Origin of the sequence: Parasphingorhabdus sp., assembly GCF_039977335.1 — a bacterium.
Lineage (GTDB): Bacteria > Pseudomonadota > Alphaproteobacteria > Sphingomonadales > Sphingomonadaceae > Parasphingorhabdus.
In genome coordinates, this window is sequence record NZ_JBDWDI010000003.1 from 272,336 (window position 1) to 288,606 (window position 16,271).

The 16,271-nt window shown below is 53.5% G+C and carries 14 protein-coding genes; 8 read left to right on the forward strand and 6 right to left on the reverse strand.

Features of this window, described 5'->3' with window-relative positions:
• Window positions 1–21 precede the first annotated feature (21 nt).
• Window positions 22–2,043, forward strand: a complete 2,022-nt coding sequence (locus tag ABJM21_RS07145; protein ID WP_348302101.1) for a GMC family oxidoreductase N-terminal domain-containing protein — start codon at window positions 22–24, stop codon at window positions 2,041–2,043.
• Window positions 2,044–2,135: 92 nt separating this feature from the next.
• On the opposite strand, the gene ABJM21_RS07150 is transcribed toward ABJM21_RS07145, so the two are convergent.
• The gene (locus ABJM21_RS07150) at window positions 2,136–2,702 is read right to left on the reverse strand and encodes a phosphoribosyl-AMP cyclohydrolase (RefSeq protein WP_348302100.1); all 567 of its coding nucleotides are present in this window, start codon (window positions 2,700–2,702) and stop codon (window positions 2,136–2,138) included.
• A gap of 386 nt (window positions 2,703–3,088) precedes the next feature.
• Here ABJM21_RS07150 and prfB point away from each other — a divergent pair, with 386 nt between their 5' ends.
• Both prfB and ABJM21_RS07160 read left to right on the forward strand, forming a co-directional pair.
• The gene (prfB, locus tag ABJM21_RS07155; RefSeq protein ID WP_348302099.1) at window positions 3,089–4,216 is read left to right on the forward strand and encodes a peptide chain release factor 2; all 1,128 of its coding nucleotides are present in this window, start codon (window positions 3,089–3,091) and stop codon (window positions 4,214–4,216) included.
• 161 nt (window positions 4,217–4,377) lie between these two features.
• Entirely contained in the window at window positions 4,378–5,007 is a 630-nt protein-coding gene (locus ABJM21_RS07160; RefSeq protein ID WP_348382222.1) for a class I SAM-dependent methyltransferase, read from the forward strand.
• 28 nt (window positions 5,008–5,035) lie between these two features.
• On the opposite strand, the gene ABJM21_RS07165 is transcribed toward ABJM21_RS07160, so the two are convergent.
• From ABJM21_RS07165 to ABJM21_RS07175, 3 genes are all read right to left on the reverse strand, one after another.
• A complete protein-coding gene (locus ABJM21_RS07165) occupies window positions 5,036–6,214 on the reverse strand; it encodes an LL-diaminopimelate aminotransferase (protein WP_348302097.1) in 1,179 nt (392 codons plus the stop codon).
• Window positions 6,215–6,309: 95 nt separating this feature from the next.
• Window positions 6,310–7,971 carry an alkaline phosphatase D family protein gene (locus tag ABJM21_RS07170; protein ID WP_348302096.1) on the reverse strand — a complete coding sequence of 554 codons (1,662 nt, stop codon included), beginning with the start codon at window positions 7,969–7,971 and terminating at the stop codon, window positions 6,310–6,312.
• 3 nt (window positions 7,972–7,974) lie between these two features.
• Window positions 7,975–9,171, reverse strand: coding sequence for a DUF3667 domain-containing protein (locus tag ABJM21_RS07175; protein WP_348373013.1), 1,197 nt, complete (start codon window positions 9,169–9,171; stop codon window positions 7,975–7,977).
• Between the two features lie 199 nt (window positions 9,172–9,370).
• On the opposite strand from ABJM21_RS07175, the gene ABJM21_RS07180 reads away from it, so the two are divergent.
• The 3 genes from ABJM21_RS07180 (at window position 9,371) to ABJM21_RS07190 (ending at window position 11,339) form a co-directional block, all read left to right on the forward strand.
• Entirely contained in the window at window positions 9,371–10,057 is a 687-nt protein-coding gene (locus tag ABJM21_RS07180; protein ID WP_348302389.1) for a hypothetical protein, read from the forward strand.
• Window positions 10,058–10,178: 121 nt separating this feature from the next.
• Entirely contained in the window at window positions 10,179–10,634 is a 456-nt protein-coding gene (locus ABJM21_RS07185) for a biopolymer transporter ExbD (protein ID WP_348302390.1), read from the forward strand.
• Window positions 10,635–10,682: 48 nt separating this feature from the next.
• A complete protein-coding gene (locus ABJM21_RS07190; protein WP_348302391.1) occupies window positions 10,683–11,339 on the forward strand; it encodes a DUF2461 domain-containing protein in 657 nt (218 codons plus the stop codon).
• On the opposite strand, the gene ABJM21_RS07195 is transcribed toward ABJM21_RS07190, so the two are convergent.
• A complete protein-coding gene (locus tag ABJM21_RS07195; RefSeq protein WP_348302392.1) occupies window positions 11,336–12,181 on the reverse strand; it encodes a methyltransferase domain-containing protein in 846 nt (281 codons plus the stop codon). The genes ABJM21_RS07190 and ABJM21_RS07195 overlap by 4 nt on opposite strands.
• Window positions 12,182–12,337: 156 nt before the next feature.
• Here ABJM21_RS07195 and ABJM21_RS07200 point away from each other — a divergent pair, with 156 nt between their 5' ends.
• Entirely contained in the window at window positions 12,338–14,476 is a 2,139-nt protein-coding gene (locus tag ABJM21_RS07200) for a molybdopterin-dependent oxidoreductase (protein ID WP_348302393.1), read from the forward strand.
• A gap of 19 nt (window positions 14,477–14,495) precedes the next feature.
• Here the strand turns inward: ABJM21_RS07200 and ABJM21_RS07205 are convergent, their stop codons facing one another.
• Window positions 14,496–15,908, reverse strand: coding sequence for a DcaP family trimeric outer membrane transporter (locus tag ABJM21_RS07205; RefSeq protein ID WP_348302394.1), 1,413 nt, complete (start codon window positions 15,906–15,908; stop codon window positions 14,496–14,498).
• 147 nt (window positions 15,909–16,055) lie between these two features.
• Here ABJM21_RS07205 and ABJM21_RS07210 point away from each other — a divergent pair.
• Window positions 16,056–16,271: acetyl-coenzyme A synthetase N-terminal domain-containing protein (locus ABJM21_RS07210; RefSeq protein WP_348302395.1), on the forward strand; the 216-nt coding region annotated here is incomplete at its 3' end.

Genomic DNA, 16,271 nt, shown 5'->3' on the forward strand with positions numbered 1-16,271 from the left:
GTCGCACTTAGGAAGATAGATATGCAGAAACCATTTAATCCCCTTCAAGCGCGCATGCTGAAAGCGCTTACACAGACGCTTTTCCATGATACGCCGATGGCGATTTCGCCGTCGCAGGTCGTCGAAAATTTGCAGGAACATTTTTCCAATATCGATGGTGATAAACCGAAGGAGATCGGACTGGCGCTATATGGCCTGTTCCTAATCCTTGGCGGCCCGTTCTTCTTTTTAGCCTCTCCAAAACTACGGCAGACCCTAATCCGCCGCCGCTTGCAAAATAGCCGTGTCGACCTTTTTCAGGACATTGCCCGGACCAAAGGGGTAATCCTTGCCGGCTATTATGGTCATTGGGAACATGGCGATGAGGAAGACAATTTCGACAATCCTATTTACCAACGATTAAAATATGAACTGCCCGGCCAGCGCGACCGTTCCGCCCCGGGTGAATTGCCGGTGAAGCGAGAACCCCACCGCGATTTGAAAGCAGAAGTCTTTGTTGGCCATGATGCCATTCCGGAAACCGTTGATGTGATCGTCATCGGTTCCGGCGCAGGCGGGGCAGTTGCCGCCGCATCCGTGGCGGATGAAGGCCATGAGGTGCTGATCCTGGAAGCGGGTCATAACTACCCTTCCTCCCGCATCACCCATGAAGAAGCGCGAATGACGGCACGGCTGTTTAAAGACGGAGCGCTGCAAACCACCAAAGATCGCGACGTGATTGTCTTTCAGGGCCGCGTGGTTGGCGGTTCGACCGTGATCAACAATGGTATTTGTTTGCGCATGAAGCATGCTGGCCTCGTCCATCCGCAAGCTGAGGATGTTTACGAAACCTGGGCCAGTCTGGGGGCCCCCATAACCGAGGCGGAGTTGACAACCAGTTATGAGGCCGTTGAGAACGCGCTGGAAGTATCCGAGATATCAGCGATATCAGGGCGTAACAACGGACCGCATCTGATCGACGGGTGGAATAAATATGCCGCCCAATCCACTGACCCGATGGACAAACAAGCCATTTCGGCCTGGTTCCAGAAAAACTATGGTCCCAAAACGCCGGACAGCGAATGTGTCTATTGCGGCTATTGCAATACCGGCTGCCCCTATGGCCGCAAGAAAGCCATGCCGGAGAGCTTTCTTACCCATGCCACCAGCGAAGATCGTGATAAACCTGCACGAATTTTAGACGGCGGCGAAGCGACCAAAATCGTCTGGAAAGATGGTAGCGACGGCGCCCGCGTCGCCGAAGCCGTTGAGATCACATTACGCGATGGTCGCAAACGCAGAATTGCAGCACGCAAAGGCGTTGTCGTAGCAGCGGGTGCACTGGCTTCGAGCAATCTACTAATCAATAGTGGCATCGAAAATAGCGGTGGCGGCATATCGCTTAACATTGCTTGTCCGGTCGTGGCTCTGATGCCCGAGGGGCAGGACATGAACGTCTGGAACGAAGACCAGATGGCGACCTATGTCGATCGCGGTGACTATCTGATCGAAAGCCATTTTCAGCCGCCGATGAGCATGGCCACCCTGGTACCCGGCTGGTTTGATGAACATTTCCGGCGGATGCTCAATTTTAACCGTCTGGTTTCTGCGGGCGTGCTGTTCCCCGCCGATCGGCTCGGCAAAATGGAAGATGGCAAGCTGAAACTGAAAGTCGGCGAACCGGAACTTGCCCTGCTCCGCCGTGCGCTGGCGACAATGACCAAAGTGCATTTCCTCAATGGTGCTATCGAAGTCTATCCTGCTCTGCTCAAAGGGCAGACGCTGCGCAAAGGCATGAGCGATGCCGAAATCGACGCATTTTATGAGGAAGCTATTGTCGAACCGGATGATGTGGTTCTATCGAGCTCCCATCCGCATGGAGGCAATGCAATTAATGCAGATTCAGCCAAAGGCGTGGTCGATCTAGACCAGCGTGTGCACGGCACGACCAATGTCTATGTCACCGATGCCAGCGTCATGCCCAGTTGCATCCGCGTAAACGCGCAGCTCACCACCATGGCGATGGCGCACCGGGCGATGGCGGGGAAAAAGCGGTTTGGATGATCCTGTATTGTGGTCAGGCAACTTTCATAACGGCAATCATTACCCATGAAGAAACGAGACGCCGACTTTCATCGGCGCCTCGCCCCTATCGGTTATCCTCCAAAGGGAACCGAACTGTGATGTAGGTTTATTTTCAGCTCACCATCCGCACCGCGAACATATCCAAAGCTATATTCCACTTTGGTATCGTTGCCTTCGGTATCGGTGAAATAATAGTTGCCCATGGCCATAGCGCTGTCGCTATCGACGACGGTGCCTTCGTTTTCCCAACGCACAGCAGTCCATGGCGCGATGGCGAAGCCCTTATCTTCAGAACCTTCGGTGCCGACAAAATAGCTCATCGCTCCGTCAAAGTCCCCGCGAAACTGGTCTTCGGCCGCCAGAGTTGGCTTGAACAATATGGTCGCGTCATCACCATAAGCATAGAATTTCTTAATATGCTCGTCAGCAGCAGCGCGGAAATCACCTTCTTCGGTGAATGCCTTTCCGATCGCAACAATGCCTTCGCCCCATGCCGTTTGCGCAGCCGTCACTTCTTCAGCGGTTATTGGTGCCGCTGCTTCTGAACTTTCCGCCGTAGCATCCGCGGACGTCGTCTCAGATGTACAAGCTGTGAGAGCCAGTGGCGCTGCTGCAAGCAAGATAGCAATTTTCTTCATAGTAGTTTCCTTGTTTGACTTGGTGTTAGATTCAATCATGCACGACCATATCTAAAAAACCGCGAGTTGATCCAGCAAAAATTCTTAGGCCCCAGCTCTTGCTGAAAAAAGCTAGCTAGGGGAAAATCATGTTACACTTCAATTGGCACACAAAATATTTCTACTTTGCGTTGACCGGATATCGACGCGATGGACATGAAGAGCAAATATAAAATATCTGGCGCACTTGATAGAAACCATCAATGATATATTCTGACTGCTTCCGCTGGATAATTCGTTCAAAGTCACACGTTCTTGAGATGGTTGGCCCGCTACTGTGGATCGATACTTTACTTAATAGATCAATCGTCTAATCGAAACGCCAAGAGACAATTGGAGACTTTGTAATGCGTGCGGAAGCTCAGGCGCATGTCGACCGGATCGGCGCAGCGCTCGATCTGCTGAAAACTTCGCTTAACTGGGATGCAGCCCTGCGCCGGCTCGACGAGCTCAATGCGCGGGTCGAGGATCCGACCCTGTGGGATGATCAAAGCGCCGCACAGGCTGTTATGACCGAACGGCGGCGACTGGATGAATCCATTACGGCGGCCAAGGAAATTCAACAGGAAATGGATGACGCACTCGAATTTATCGAGATGGCTGATGAAGAAGGCGACGATGAACTGGCCGACGAAGGAGTTGGCACCCTCGCCGCGCTTGCCGATCGCGCAGACCGCGACAAGATACAGGCCCTGCTATCTGGTGAGGCGGATAATTTCGACACCTATCTTGAAATTCACGCAGGTGCTGGCGGAACCGAGAGTCAGGACTGGGCCGAAATGCTGCTGCGCATGTATCAACGCTGGGCCGAGGCGCGTGGCTATAAAGTTTCCATGGTCGACTATCAGGCGGGTGATCAGGCGGGCATCAAATCCGCCACGCTCGAAATCAAAGGTGAAAACGCCTATGGTTTTGCGAAGACCGAAAGCGGTGTCCACCGTCTCGTTCGCATCTCTCCCTTTGACAGCGCGGCCAAGCGCCATACCAGCTTTTCCAGTGTCTGGGTCTATCCGGTCATTGACGACAGTTTCGAGGTCGAGATTAACGAAGGCGATCTGAAGATCGACACCTATCGCGCCTCCGGTTCCGGCGGACAGCATGTTAACACCACCGACAGCGCCGTGCGCATTACCCACCAACCCACCGGTATTGTCGTCGCCTCACAAAATGATCGCAGCCAGCACAAGAACCGCGCCACCGCGATGGGGATGTTGAAAGCGCGCTTGTTCGAGGCTGAACTGCAGCGCCGCGAAGCCGAAGCTAGCGGCGAATATCAGGCCAAAACCGAAATCGGCTGGGGGCATCAAATCCGCTCCTATGTCCTGCAACCCTATCAAATGGTCAAAGACCTGCGCACCGGCGTCACCAGCAGCGCGCCATCAGACGTTCTTGACGGTGCACTCGAGCCGTTTATCGCAGCGGCCCTATCCCAGCGTGTCACCGGTGAAACCGTCGATGTCGAAGACGTGGATTGACCAAAGCGCAAGACGTTATTGAATGTCTTTGTCATCTTCGAGTACGATCTCTACGCTCACTTCTGGGGTCTCAAGACCAAAACCAAACCTTCAATATGCTCGAAAAGGTTCCTCTTTCGCCAAAAGCTAATCACGAATAACAAGTGACTATGGCGGAGAATTTGAATCGGATAGAATTGGCGAAACGTTCTACCAAAGAAATATATGAACGGCAGGCCGATTTCTGGGATGAGGTTAGACCCTCATCCTTATATGAAAAGCCTTGGCTGGACCGTTTTCTTTCTAAACTCCCACTTGATGCTAGATTGCTCGATTTAGGTTGTGGTTCTGGAATTCCGATAGCCGGATATTTTCTCAACAAAGGCTATGCGCTGGTTGGGGTCGACTACGCGAACAGAATGATTGAACTTGCCCGAAAGCGTTACCCCAGTGCTGACTGGCCCAATGCTGACTGGATTGCTCAGGACATGAACCAACTCTCCTTAAGCGGCCAATTCGACGGTATTTATAGCTGGGATGGTTTCTTTCATTTGTCGATCGAGGAACAACGTGAAATCATTCCCAAGCTTTCCAAACTGGTCAAAGTTCAGGGAGCAATAATGCTGACCGTTGGCACAAGTGAAGGCGAAGTGACAGGAACAGTCGGCGGCGAAACTGTTTATCACGCCAGCCTTGCGCCAAATGAATATGAAGAGTTGTTCCGCCAATCTGGCTTTGAAGCGGTGACCTTTGTAGCGGAAGACGCTGATTGCATGGGCCGTTCTGTTTTGCTTGCTTCGGACAAACAATAGCAGGCGTTTATGCAGCAGGCGGGCAAAATCAGCCCTGGCTCAGGAACTTCTTCATGTTCCGCGCCGCTTGGCGGATGCGTTGTTCATTCTCTACCAGCGCCAGACGGACATAGCCCTCGCCTTCATCGCCAAAGCCGGTGCCGGGTGCAACCGCTACGCCTGCCTCTGCAATCAGGCGTTTGGCAAATTCCATCGAACCGAGTTCGCGAAACTGTTCGGGAACCGGTGCCCAGGCGAACATGCTGGCCTCCGGTGGAGGAATGTCCCAGCCGGCGCGGCCAAAGCTTTCAACCATTACGTCGCGGCGCTTTTTGTAGAGCGCGCGGTTTTCGTCGATAATATCTTGTGGACCATTTAGCGCCGCTGTGGCTGCGACTTGAATTGGAGTGAAAGCACCATAATCGAGATAGGATTTAACCCGCGTCAGCGCGCCGATCAGCTTTTGGTTGCCAACCGCAAAACCCATGCGCCAGCCGGGCATGGAGTAGGTTTTCGACATGCTGGTAAACTCCACCACACAGTCTTTCGCACCCTTGACCTGAAGCATTGAAGGGGTTGGCACGTCGCCGTAATAGATTTCAGCATAGGCAAGGTCGCTGATCACCCAAAGCTTATGCTCGCGTGCGAAATCGACAACCTTTTGGTAAAAATCGAGATCGGCGACATAGGCAGTCGGGTTGGAAGGATAGCCCATGACCAGCACCGATGGCTTGGGCACGCTGTAGCTCATCGCATATTCTAGCCGAGTGAAAAAATCCGGACCCGGTGCCGCAGGAATGGAGCGGATGGCCGCGCCGGCGATTATGAAACCGAACGTATGGATCGGATAAGACGGATTGGGTGCGAGCACCACGTCACCGGGTGCTGTGATTGCCTGCGCCAGATTGGCAAGGCCTTCTTTAGAACCCAAGGTGACGATGACTTCGCTTTCCGGATCGAGATCGACATCAAAGCGGCGTTTATAATATTTGGATTGTGCAAGGCGCAGTCCCTTGATCCCCTTGGATGCGCTATAGCGGTGCGCGGTGGGATCATTGGCCGTTTCGCAAAGCTTGTCGATCACATGCTTTGCCGGCGCGCCATCGGGATTACCCATGCCGAGGTCGATAATGTCTTCACCGCGGGCGCGCGCCTCGGCCTTCATCGCGTTCACTTCAGCGAACACATAAGGCGGCAGGCGTTTGATGCGGTAGAATTCTTCAGACATGGTTTCTTTGATTCCGGTGTTTCGTTTTACGGAGCCGCTGCTTTGCGCAACTTTGATAGGAATGTCGAGAGGTTCAGGACAATTTATTAGTGATCTTATCCCGCCTGCGGAGGCATAGGTATGCCCACCAAACTGCGCTGCCCGCGCAGCACCGTCCGGCTCTCACTGCCCTTCAGCGCGGTCGACTTTGCACGGATCGTATCGAGGAAATGCCAGGTCGACGTTGCCCTGTCAGACGTCAGCGAAACCGTCATATAGCCGCGATTGGACGTGTCGCACCATTGCAGCTGATCATTGGTTTCCCGCACCGCCCGCGCGGCTGTCGCGGGGTCTGCACCCGACAGATAGGATTCCAGCCCCGGCGAGGTCACACTATGACCGCCAAATTCAACGCCCGCTGCACCGCCACTGGTTTCAAGATTAAACGCCCAGCCATTATGGCTGTCACCCGACAATACGATCAGATCGGCATCAGCCTCCTGCGCGCCCATCAACGCCCGTTCGCGCGCCTTAGGATAACCATCCCAGCTATCGAGATTAATCGGCAGGCCAACTTTGGACGCCAGCGCGCCAACCGCAACCCGCGCCTTGGCAAAGGCAGGCGCATCATCGGACAGCCAGTTCACGGCTTCCTGCGGCAAGCGTAATTCGCCCATCACACATTGCTGTCCCCAAACCTGCCACTTTGTGCCGGAGGTACGGGATTTACGCATCGCCTCGGCCAGCCACGCCTCTTGCACAGCGCCGAGCATCTGCCGCTCGGGATCTTGCCACACGGTGTCGCGAAATGTTGTTAGCGCCGTTTGGATATCTTCCTGCCCTTGCAAGGCTGCAGCGAGATCTGCTGGCTCGCTGCGCCCGCCAATTCGGCTTTCGGTCATGAATAGAGTGGCGAGATCGCCAATCTGATATTCACTCCACAGCGGGGCACCATCATCGCGGTCGCGCACGGGCATCCATTCGCGGTAAACCTGTTCGGCAACACGTTTGCGCACCTCCCAGTCGCCTTCCGTCTTGGGCTGGTGATTTTGCGCGCCGCTCATATGGGCGTCATTGGTAAATTCATGATCGTCCCACATCGCGATCATCGGATAGAGCTGATGGATGCGCTGCAAATCCGGGTCACTGCGATAGGCGGCATAGCGCAGGCGATAATCGGCGAGCTGCACAATCTCGTGCCCCGGATCAAGAGTGCGGCCTTCCAGAGCCTCTTTGGTCGAAGGATAGGTGCCAACCGGATATTCATAGAGATAGTCGCCAGTATGCATGACCAGGTCAAGATCGCTGCGCTGAGCGGCATGGGCATAGGCGTTGAAATAACCGAATGGCAGATTGGAACATCCAAATACGCCCAGGTTGAATTTCTGGGTCGGCCCTTGCGGCAACGTGCGCGTACGACCGATCATCGACTTGGAACCATCGGGCGCGACGAAGCGATAAAAATACCATTGACCGGGTGCCAGATCGGGCACGATAAATTTCGTTACATGATCCCGGCTTGCCGATGCGGTCACTTCGCCGACCATTTTCGCGCCGGAGAAATCGACATTCTGGGCGATTTCAACAATCAGTTTGCTGTCACCTCCGCCAACAAATCGGGTCCAGAGCAGCACGGAATTCTGCGAAGGCTCACCACTCGCCACACCATGGGTAAATCCGCGTGCACTGGCCATGGAGGCATAGGCAGGTGCAGACATTGCGCCGAGGCCAAATGTACCCAGAGCCATAAGCTGGCGACGATCAATTTTTATGGTCATATTTTATCCCAAAATCCCAACGGCGAACAGAGTGGCAAAAAACAGTGTCATGCTGATGACAGTGAAGATAAGCAAAGCCGAAAGTCGAAGCAGAGCCTCGATCCGAGACAGCTTATAAGCATGACGCAACTGTCGGTACATGTGAAAAGGTGGATAGAAGACAAGCAACATCACCCAGATGCCCTGAGGAACACCGATCATTGCCAAAATCGCGCAAGTTATGAAAAGCAACGACATGAAGCTGATCGAATAGGTCGTGAAAACGGCGTGATCGTAGAAATGATATCCACGACGACCGATAAGCGTCAGCCATACAAAAGGCAGCGAAATCGGGATCAGCAACCAGGCGAATTTATAGCCATTGGCCTTGAGCTTATAGAGCAGCAGGTCCGGATTTTCGTTAATAGTTTTGATCCCGTCCCTGATCGACTTATCCAATTCCTTCGAACCGGTGGATACGCTGCTGTCGTCGTTCAGAACATTGCCTTCTTGAATATCATCAAGGCCGGTTTGCAATTGATCGATCTCTTCATCAGAAAAATTGCCTATTTTGATGGCACCATCGCCCAATTTCACCTCCGGATAGGGCGTGTCCGCACCGGTCATCGCCGCCAGGAGATTGCGGCCTTTCTTTAAATCAAGCAGCTCCTGGCGCAATTTTGCTTGGTCTTCTGAATCGTTTGCGGGGTCGGCAGCACCGGCCGACTCCAGCTCGGCTTCCTTTTCGGTAATCTGCCGTTTGATATCAGCAGTTTGCACCATGATGCCCCTGTTGATGTTTTCGTCAGCCTCCAATCCGTTGCCGCCCGAGAACGGATCGCCAAGGAAGGAAAAGACCGCGAACATCATGAACACGGAAAACAGAAACAATGCCATTGGGGAGATAAACCGCGCACGTTGGCCGCGAATATAACGCCGGGTCAAGTCTCCCGGTTTCCAGGCCAAAAGCGGCAGCGTTCGCCAGAACTTGCCCTCAAAATGCAGGACACCATGCAGGATATCATGCCAAAACGCGCCGATAGAACGGTGGATATGCAGCGGCTGTCCACAATTGTTACAATAGCTGCCCGTAACCGGTGCTTCGCAATTCAGGCACTTGCCGGAATGTCCTCCAGCCGCATCACCACCCTCACTCTCGACCGCTTTCGCAATCAAGGCACCTTCAATGGCCGTTCCGGCTGCTTCAAATTCCCCCGACATGGCTTGTAGCTTTCGCCAATTTGAAAAATAAGGCAAGGGGCTTTTTAAAACGCGCTTACTTATCCTCAGTCAGAGAAATATACACCATCATATGTTCTGGTAAAACGATGAACGGATTGCGGTTTTGGTGAAACCGGGTCGTCTTGTTTCTGTTGATCTGCCAATCGCATCTTGCAAATATAAAAACGGACAAACTGATATGAAACAATCTCCCTGCTCCCTTTCGCTTCTTCTGGCACTGATTTCATCCTGTTTGCTAATATCCGCCCCTGCCCTGGCCCAGACGCCACTAAAGCGCGCGCTCGCGGCGCCAAAAAATGGACCGACCTATTCCTATGATATCAGCTATGTCACGCGCGAAATGAACGCCGCAGGGCGGATCAATCCCAGCCGTCCCGCTGGCCAGCGCCTAAAAGTGTCTCGGCCAGCAAAATCGACCTGGACCGATGAATTCAGGAAAGCTGTCAAGGAAATCGAAAATGGTCGCTATAAAGGCTTCTGGTGCAGCGAGATGGCGAAAAGCATTCCGGCAAGCGCACGATTGATCAGCCAAACCGCTACCACCGCGACCTATGCCTTCAAACCGTTGCCGGATCCTGACGAAAAGGCCAGCAAGAAATTCGTAAAGCATCTAAGCGGACGAGTCACAGTGGACAAAAAATCTCCCGCGATATTGACCTACAGTCTGACCGCGCCGAAATCATTCAAGCCGTCTATCTTGGCGCGGATCAACAAATTCAGCCTCCAAACCAGCTGTGCCAGAGCGCCAGACGGACGGACTTACGTAAAAAGCTCCAAGGTCGCGGTTGCAGGTTCCGCTTTGGGCAAGAGTTTCAACGAAAAGACAACACGCACTCATAGTGCCCTGCGCCGGGCATCGCGCTAGCCCGGCATCGGGCCTGAGGATCGCTGATCGCTGGCCAAACTTGCATAATTCACAAATTTGAGTATGATGTTATATCATTACATATATTTATCGGAGTGATAATTAAAACGGGAGAGAGAAAATGCCAACTTATCGACCAAAGTTTCGCCAACATGGTATCCACGTTTCGGATAGCCAGCCAATGTCGCAACTGAATATCACACCGCTCATCGATGTGCTTCTGGTCCTCTTGGTCATGCTGATGCTCTCAATTCCCATCGCGACCCACAAGGTTGAGGTTGCTTTGCCGCCGCCAATCCCGGGAACGGGTGAGCCGCCCAAGATAAACCTCTTGCGTATAAACAGTGCCGGACTAACCCTTTGGAATGGTAAAGCTGTAAATCAAACGCAGCTCAAGACCCGGCTAGCGGCCATGATCAAGGATCCCGATAAGCCACAGCTCCATATGCAAACCGATGCCAACGCGCGCTATGAGATATTTGATCACACCATAGCCACGGTCAAACGCTCTGGTGTTGAGGCCATCGGCTTTGTCGGAAACCGCCAATTTGAAAAATGGGATAGCAGCCTGAATTGACTCCCCTGTTCCGGGCTGACAGATTAGTCTTCCAATGGGGAGACTGTGATGATTGGCCCGGAACTTTTCGACTTTCTGCGGGAACTGGAACAGAATAATAACCGTGAGTGGTTCAAGGCGCGAAAGAAGCGCTATGAAGCCGAAGTCGTTGATCCGGTCACCGATTTCATCGTCAATATGGCGGCGCGGGTGGCGGCCATCAGCCCCCATATCACGGCCGATCCCCGCCCCAATGGTGGCAGCCGTTTTCGCATCTATCGCGACACGCGCTTTTCGAAGGACAAGAGCCCCTATAAAACCCACGTTGGATGCCAGTTTCGCCATGAAGCCGGCAAGGATGCCCATGCGCCCGGATTTTATGTCCATCTTGGCCCCGGTGAAGTCTTCTTCGGCGGCGGTGTGTGGGGGCCACAAGGAGAGGCGCTGCGCAACATCCGTCAGCGCATTGTCGACAAGCCTGCCCGCTGGGAAGAAGCAGTAGAAGGCCTTGATTTGCGCGGTGATCAACTGGTCCGCGCGCCCAAGGGCTTCGACGCTGAACATCCCCTGATTGATGACCTGCGCCGCAAGAGCTTTTTCAGTTTTCAAGATGCCGATGAAAAGCTGGCGACCTCCAAGAAATTTGAGGACGCGGTCGAGGCACAATTTGAAAAAGTCGCGCCGCTGATGGGCTTTGTCGCTGATGCGATGGGGGTTGAGTTCTAGACACTCTGCGCCAAAAGAAAATGCGTTGTTGTTGGCGCTTTCAGCGTTCCGTCATCCTGCACATATTGGTCAACTGCATCAGTCATCTCAGCGATGATCGTTTCGATAAGCTCATCCGCCGCATCATCTTCTGGATCAATCACCGGTTGCAACGCGCCATCGGCATCCGGACGGCCAAGAAAGATAACATCGAATAACACAAAGTCCCGAACCGCTGGCAAGGTGGTAACCATCTCACGGCGTTCAACCGCCTGCACGTCCAATCCAGCTTGCTCGGCGACAGACCGGATTTCATCCGGATCACCCCAGGAAAACGGCGCAATAGGAACAACATCACTGCCGATATTGCGCGCCAATATGTCTTCAAAAGCACCAAAGACCGGATTGCCATCATGCGCCAAAGTCCAGACCGCAGCGCCCAGACGGCCACCAGGTTTCAAAACCCGGACTGCTTCGCGCAATGCCAGCACTTTGTCGGGGAAGAATTGCAGCCCTTGCTGACACAGCGCCACATCAAACATGTCATCATCAAATGGTAATTCCAGTGCGCTTGCGACTTGAAACTTGGCGCGCTGGGCATAGCCTTTTTGCTTTCGCAAAACCTCTGCTTTGGCAATCATCGGAGGTGCAACATCTATCGACGATATTGTTTCCACTTGAGACAGATCAGACAGCTTGCGGGAAATAACACCCGTACCACAGGCAATATCGAGACAGGCGCCCGAGGCCGCAACAGCCTCAATCAGCGGATCAGCCCAAGGCATAAACAGTCCCTCAGACAGATAGGTTTCATATAGATCTGGCGGCGTACGTCCGGCAATAAAATCGCTTATCAATGACAATGTCGATCTCCCCTCTCGGGATGAATGTCTAGCATATATGATATTGGGAAAACAGACGCACAGACATTCGCAGCTTTCCAACGGCAGGGTCCAAACAGTTTTGTCAGTCGCTCCCTTGGCTGCCCATGATAAACTCCCGGCATTAGGAGAGTTACTATGGCCGTTGAGACCAAGAGAAGTTTTTGTCGTTTTTGTCATGCGAGCTGCGCGATGCTGGTTGATGTAGAGGATGACAAGATCGTCGCTGTGCGCGGTGACAAGGAAGACCATCTGTTCAATGGCTATACCTGCATCAAGGGTCGCCAGCTCACCGATATGCACAACCTGCCCGACCGGATGATCACGAGCAAAATCCGTCAGGAAGACGGCACGTTCAAGGATATCTCCACCGCAGACGCGCTGGCCCTCGCCGGTGCGCAGATGAAGAGAATGGTCGAGGAACATGGCCCTCACAGCGTAGCGGTTTATTGCGGCACTAACGCGTTTCAGAACAGCGCTGTGCTTGGCACGTCTTACGCCTTTGCGCAGGGCATCGGTTCACGCAACTGGTATACCAGCGTGACCGTCGATCAGCCCGCGAAGGTGTTCACCACAGCGCGCTATGGCATGTGGATGGGTGGCGGCAATGCCTTCACCGATTCCGATGTTGCGATGTTCGTCGGCAATAATCCGATTGTGTCGCATTATTCCGGCGGCATGCCGACATCTTCGCCATCACGTGGCCTTCAAGATGCACAGGCCCGCGGTTTAAAATTGATCGTTGCCGACCCACGCGTCAGTGACATGGCTAAAAGAGCCGACGTTCATCTAGCAGTAAAACCGGGCGAAGACCCTGCCCTGCTCGCTGGCATGCTCAATGTGATTTTTGAAGAAAAGCTGTTCGACCAGAATTTCGCCGCCGCCCATGTCGATGGCGTGGAAGAACTGGAAGCAGCCGTCAAATCCATGACGCCAGATGCTGCTGCCAAACGCGCTGGCGTCGACAAAGATGAACTCATCAAAGCTGCGCGCATGTTTGCAGGAGCTAACAAAGGCCGCGTTGTGACCGGCACTGGTCCGGAAATGGCGGGCAACGGAACGCTCACCGAATATCTGGTCGCATCACTCAACATCCTGTGCGCGCGTTTCAATCAGGAAGGCGACAAAGTTTCCGCCCCTATGGTTTTCAATCCGGTCAGCGGCGCGCCGAAAAAAGCGCAGGTTGCCCCGCCCGTTCCGATGTTCGGCGAAGGCTTTGAGAAAAGCCGCATCCGCGGACTTGGCATGTTGGGCAAAGAAATGCCCTGCAACGTGTTGGCCGATGAAATTTTGACGCCCGGAGAAGGCCAGATCAAAGCGCTCATCTCCATCGGCGGCAACCCCGAAATTGCCTTTCCCGACCAGCATAAGGTCCGCCGCGCGCTCGAAGAATGCGAACTCTTCATTCAGGTCGATCCGTGGATGTCAGCCAGCGCCAAGCGCGCTGATATGATCCTTGCGCCCAGCATGTGTCTGGAACGTGAAGACATTAACAACGTATCCGATGCCTTCACCGAGGAAGCTTACGCCCATTATACCGAAGCGATGGTGCCTGCCCCCGGTGACACAATGGACGAATATGAAATGCTCTGGTGGCTTGCCAAGCATATGGGCATTGAAATGAACTACCCCGGCGGCTCGGTGTCGATGGACGAATGTCCTGACAAAGCGACCGTCCTTGATCTGATTTCCGAAGGCTCGCTACTCAAGCCGAGTAAGGCAAAAGCTGATGCGGCGGCGCTGGAGCGCAAGGGCGCAGCGATCACTTATGAAAAACTACACCCGGTTGTTGGTCCCGCCGATCCGGACAGTGAAAACCGCTTTGACTTGAACGCAGGGGCCATGCCGACCGAGCTAATCGATTATGCAGCAAATGACCCAGTGAAAGACGGCTTTGATTTCCGCCTAATCTCTCGCCGGTCCAAGCATCGCTATAACAGCAACGGCCATCCCTTCCCGAAACTGGTCGAAAAAATGCCAACCAATCCAGCCTTTATCAATCCCGATGACATGGCAAAGGCCGGTATTAGCGATGGCGCGATCATCGAGATCACCTCCCCTACCGCCTCAATTTTCGGAATGGCCAAAGCGGACGAAAAAGTCCGCCCCGGCGTCATATCGATGAGCCATGCTTTTGGCGACAGCGAAGCTGGCAAGGATGATGTGATGACCAAAGGTGGCTCCACCAACCGATTAATTGTCGATAATGACTGGCTCGACCCCATTACCGGTCAAGCGATACAGAGTGCGATACCAGTACGGGTGAGTGCAGCATAGCGCTCCAGCATCGCCAAATTCAGAATTTATATTTGGCTGACATCTGGACTTTCTGCAAATTGCCCGAAGCGCCATCTTCGATCTGGCGTTTGGCATACATATACTCAATCCCGATATCGAGCGGTGCGACCGGCGAATAAACCAGATTGCCGAACACGTTCCAGCTTTGATCGGTGACCAGGCCGGTGGTCAGCAAAACCGGATTGTCAGCTTTGAAATAAGAACCGGAGATGGTCGAGCGCCACTTTTCGTTCCAGAAATGCCGATAGGCGGCAAAACCGGAATAGGTGGCAATCGGGCTTAGCGAACCGTCGGCGCGCACGGCCGCATCATTGACAATGTTGAGACCGATATAACGTCCCAGACCCTTGCCTGCGGTCGCCATAAATTTGAAATCATCGCGCTCTCCAACATTTAGCTTACCGGACAGGCTGACCCCATATCCGAAACTGCTGTCGTCAATGAGACCGAAATCATCCTCGCTGACATGAAGCACGCGGCCGATCGCCGCCGCTGTCAGATGACCAAACTCGCCTTCATGATTATAGCGCACCACCATATCCGGCACGCTATCATCTCCAGCGATGATCCGGCTGCCAGTTGGGGTTGTAATCGTGGTTTCTGGCTGTTCGAGAGCAATTTGGAGGCCGCCATTGGTATAGCGGATCATCGGTTGCCGGTCGAACACGGTGCCTGGTGTGGGGCCGATAAAATCCATCGCTTCAGGCAAGGCACCAACATCCTGAAAGGTCGACCAAGTCTGGCCGAATAGCCAGTTGTCAAAGGTGATATAGGCTTGCCGGACGCGCGGCGCGTAGCTGTTGGATATCCGTTCATCGCCGCCATCTGTTACCATGAAATCCAGTTCGATATGCGACCCAATCTTGTGATCATCGCCTACGTCGGTTTCGGTCTTGAGAAAGAAGCGGGTTTGCCGCGCGCTGAAATCGGTATCGAACCCGGAAGCTTCGCCGCCAACCGGGATGGCTCCGGGAATAAGAAAGTCACGCACGATGCTACCAGATGCCACTTGGCCGCCGCTGGTCCGTTGGGTGATTGCATCCAGTTTGACATAACCGCCATAGTTGACCCGGGTTTTACCGACATTAAACCCGTTGGCTTCGTCTGATTTTTCCGCGACCTGCTGTGCCACTTCCGCCTGCTCGGCGACTTTGTTTTCAACATTGGTTGTCCTTTCGGCGAGTGCTCTTGTCTCATCAATAGCCTGCCGCGCCTGCTCGGCGGCGGCAACGTCGCCAGCAGAGCTGGATTGATCCTTTGCATCTAGGCGTTCAATCAGGCCGTTGACCAGAGCCTCCAACCGATCCAACCGGGCATCAACATCGCTATTTTGCGCCCATGCAGGAGAAGCCCCCAATATCGTCGCTGATAACAATATCCCCTTGATCACATTCTTTCCAGCTTGCGCCATGATCCATCCTCTCTGTTATTTTTGCAGAGAATGTCAGGCAATCGGACATGAGGAAATTAGCCAATGGTCTATACGACCAATGTCGCATTCAACCGACAGAGGTGTTTCAGATATAATGGTGCCGATAGTCAAAATGGGAGGATGAAAATGATAGGCAGTTTGGAAATGGAAGCACCCATAGATGGGCCAGAAGTCATTCCCTCGCCACGGAAAGACGTGGCGACCCATTGTTCTTCTGCTGATTACGATTGTCTTTATGGGGAGAGCATCTCTTCACCTGACGCATTCTGGTCCGAACAAGCCAAGCGTCTGGACTGGATGCAGTCTCCTTCCACGATCGCCAACTGGTCTTATGATCCAGTA

Bases quoted from the DNA above. Each gene is read 5' to 3' on its own strand.
- ABJM21_RS07190 (WP_348302391.1), top strand. From the start codon at position 10,683: ATGATTGGCCCGGAACTTTTCGACTTTCTGCGGGAACTGGAACAGAAT.
- ABJM21_RS07205 (WP_348302394.1), bottom strand. From the start codon at position 15,908: ATGGCGCAAGCTGGAAAGAATGTGATCAAGGGGATATTGTTATCAGCG.
- ABJM21_RS07185 (WP_348302390.1), top strand. From the start codon at position 10,179: ATGCCAACTTATCGACCAAAGTTTCGCCAACATGGTATCCACGTTTCG.
- ABJM21_RS07145 (WP_348302101.1), top strand. From the start codon at position 22: ATGCAGAAACCATTTAATCCCCTTCAAGCGCGCATGCTGAAAGCGCTT.
- ABJM21_RS07150 (WP_348302100.1), bottom strand. From the start codon at position 2,702: ATGAAGAAAATTGCTATCTTGCTTGCAGCAGCGCCACTGGCTCTCACA.
- ABJM21_RS07180 (WP_348302389.1), top strand. From the start codon at position 9,371: ATGAAACAATCTCCCTGCTCCCTTTCGCTTCTTCTGGCACTGATTTCA.
- ABJM21_RS07175 (WP_348373013.1), bottom strand. From the start codon at position 9,171: ATGTCGGGGGAATTTGAAGCAGCCGGAACGGCCATTGAAGGTGCCTTG.
- ABJM21_RS07170 (WP_348302096.1), bottom strand. From the start codon at position 7,971: ATGACCATAAAAATTGATCGTCGCCAGCTTATGGCTCTGGGTACATTT.
- ABJM21_RS07165 (WP_348302097.1), bottom strand. From the start codon at position 6,214: ATGTCTGAAGAATTCTACCGCATCAAACGCCTGCCGCCTTATGTGTTC.
- prfB (WP_348302099.1), top strand. From the start codon at position 3,089: ATGCGTGCGGAAGCTCAGGCGCATGTCGACCGGATCGGCGCAGCGCTC.
- ABJM21_RS07200 (WP_348302393.1), top strand. From the start codon at position 12,338: ATGGCCGTTGAGACCAAGAGAAGTTTTTGTCGTTTTTGTCATGCGAGC.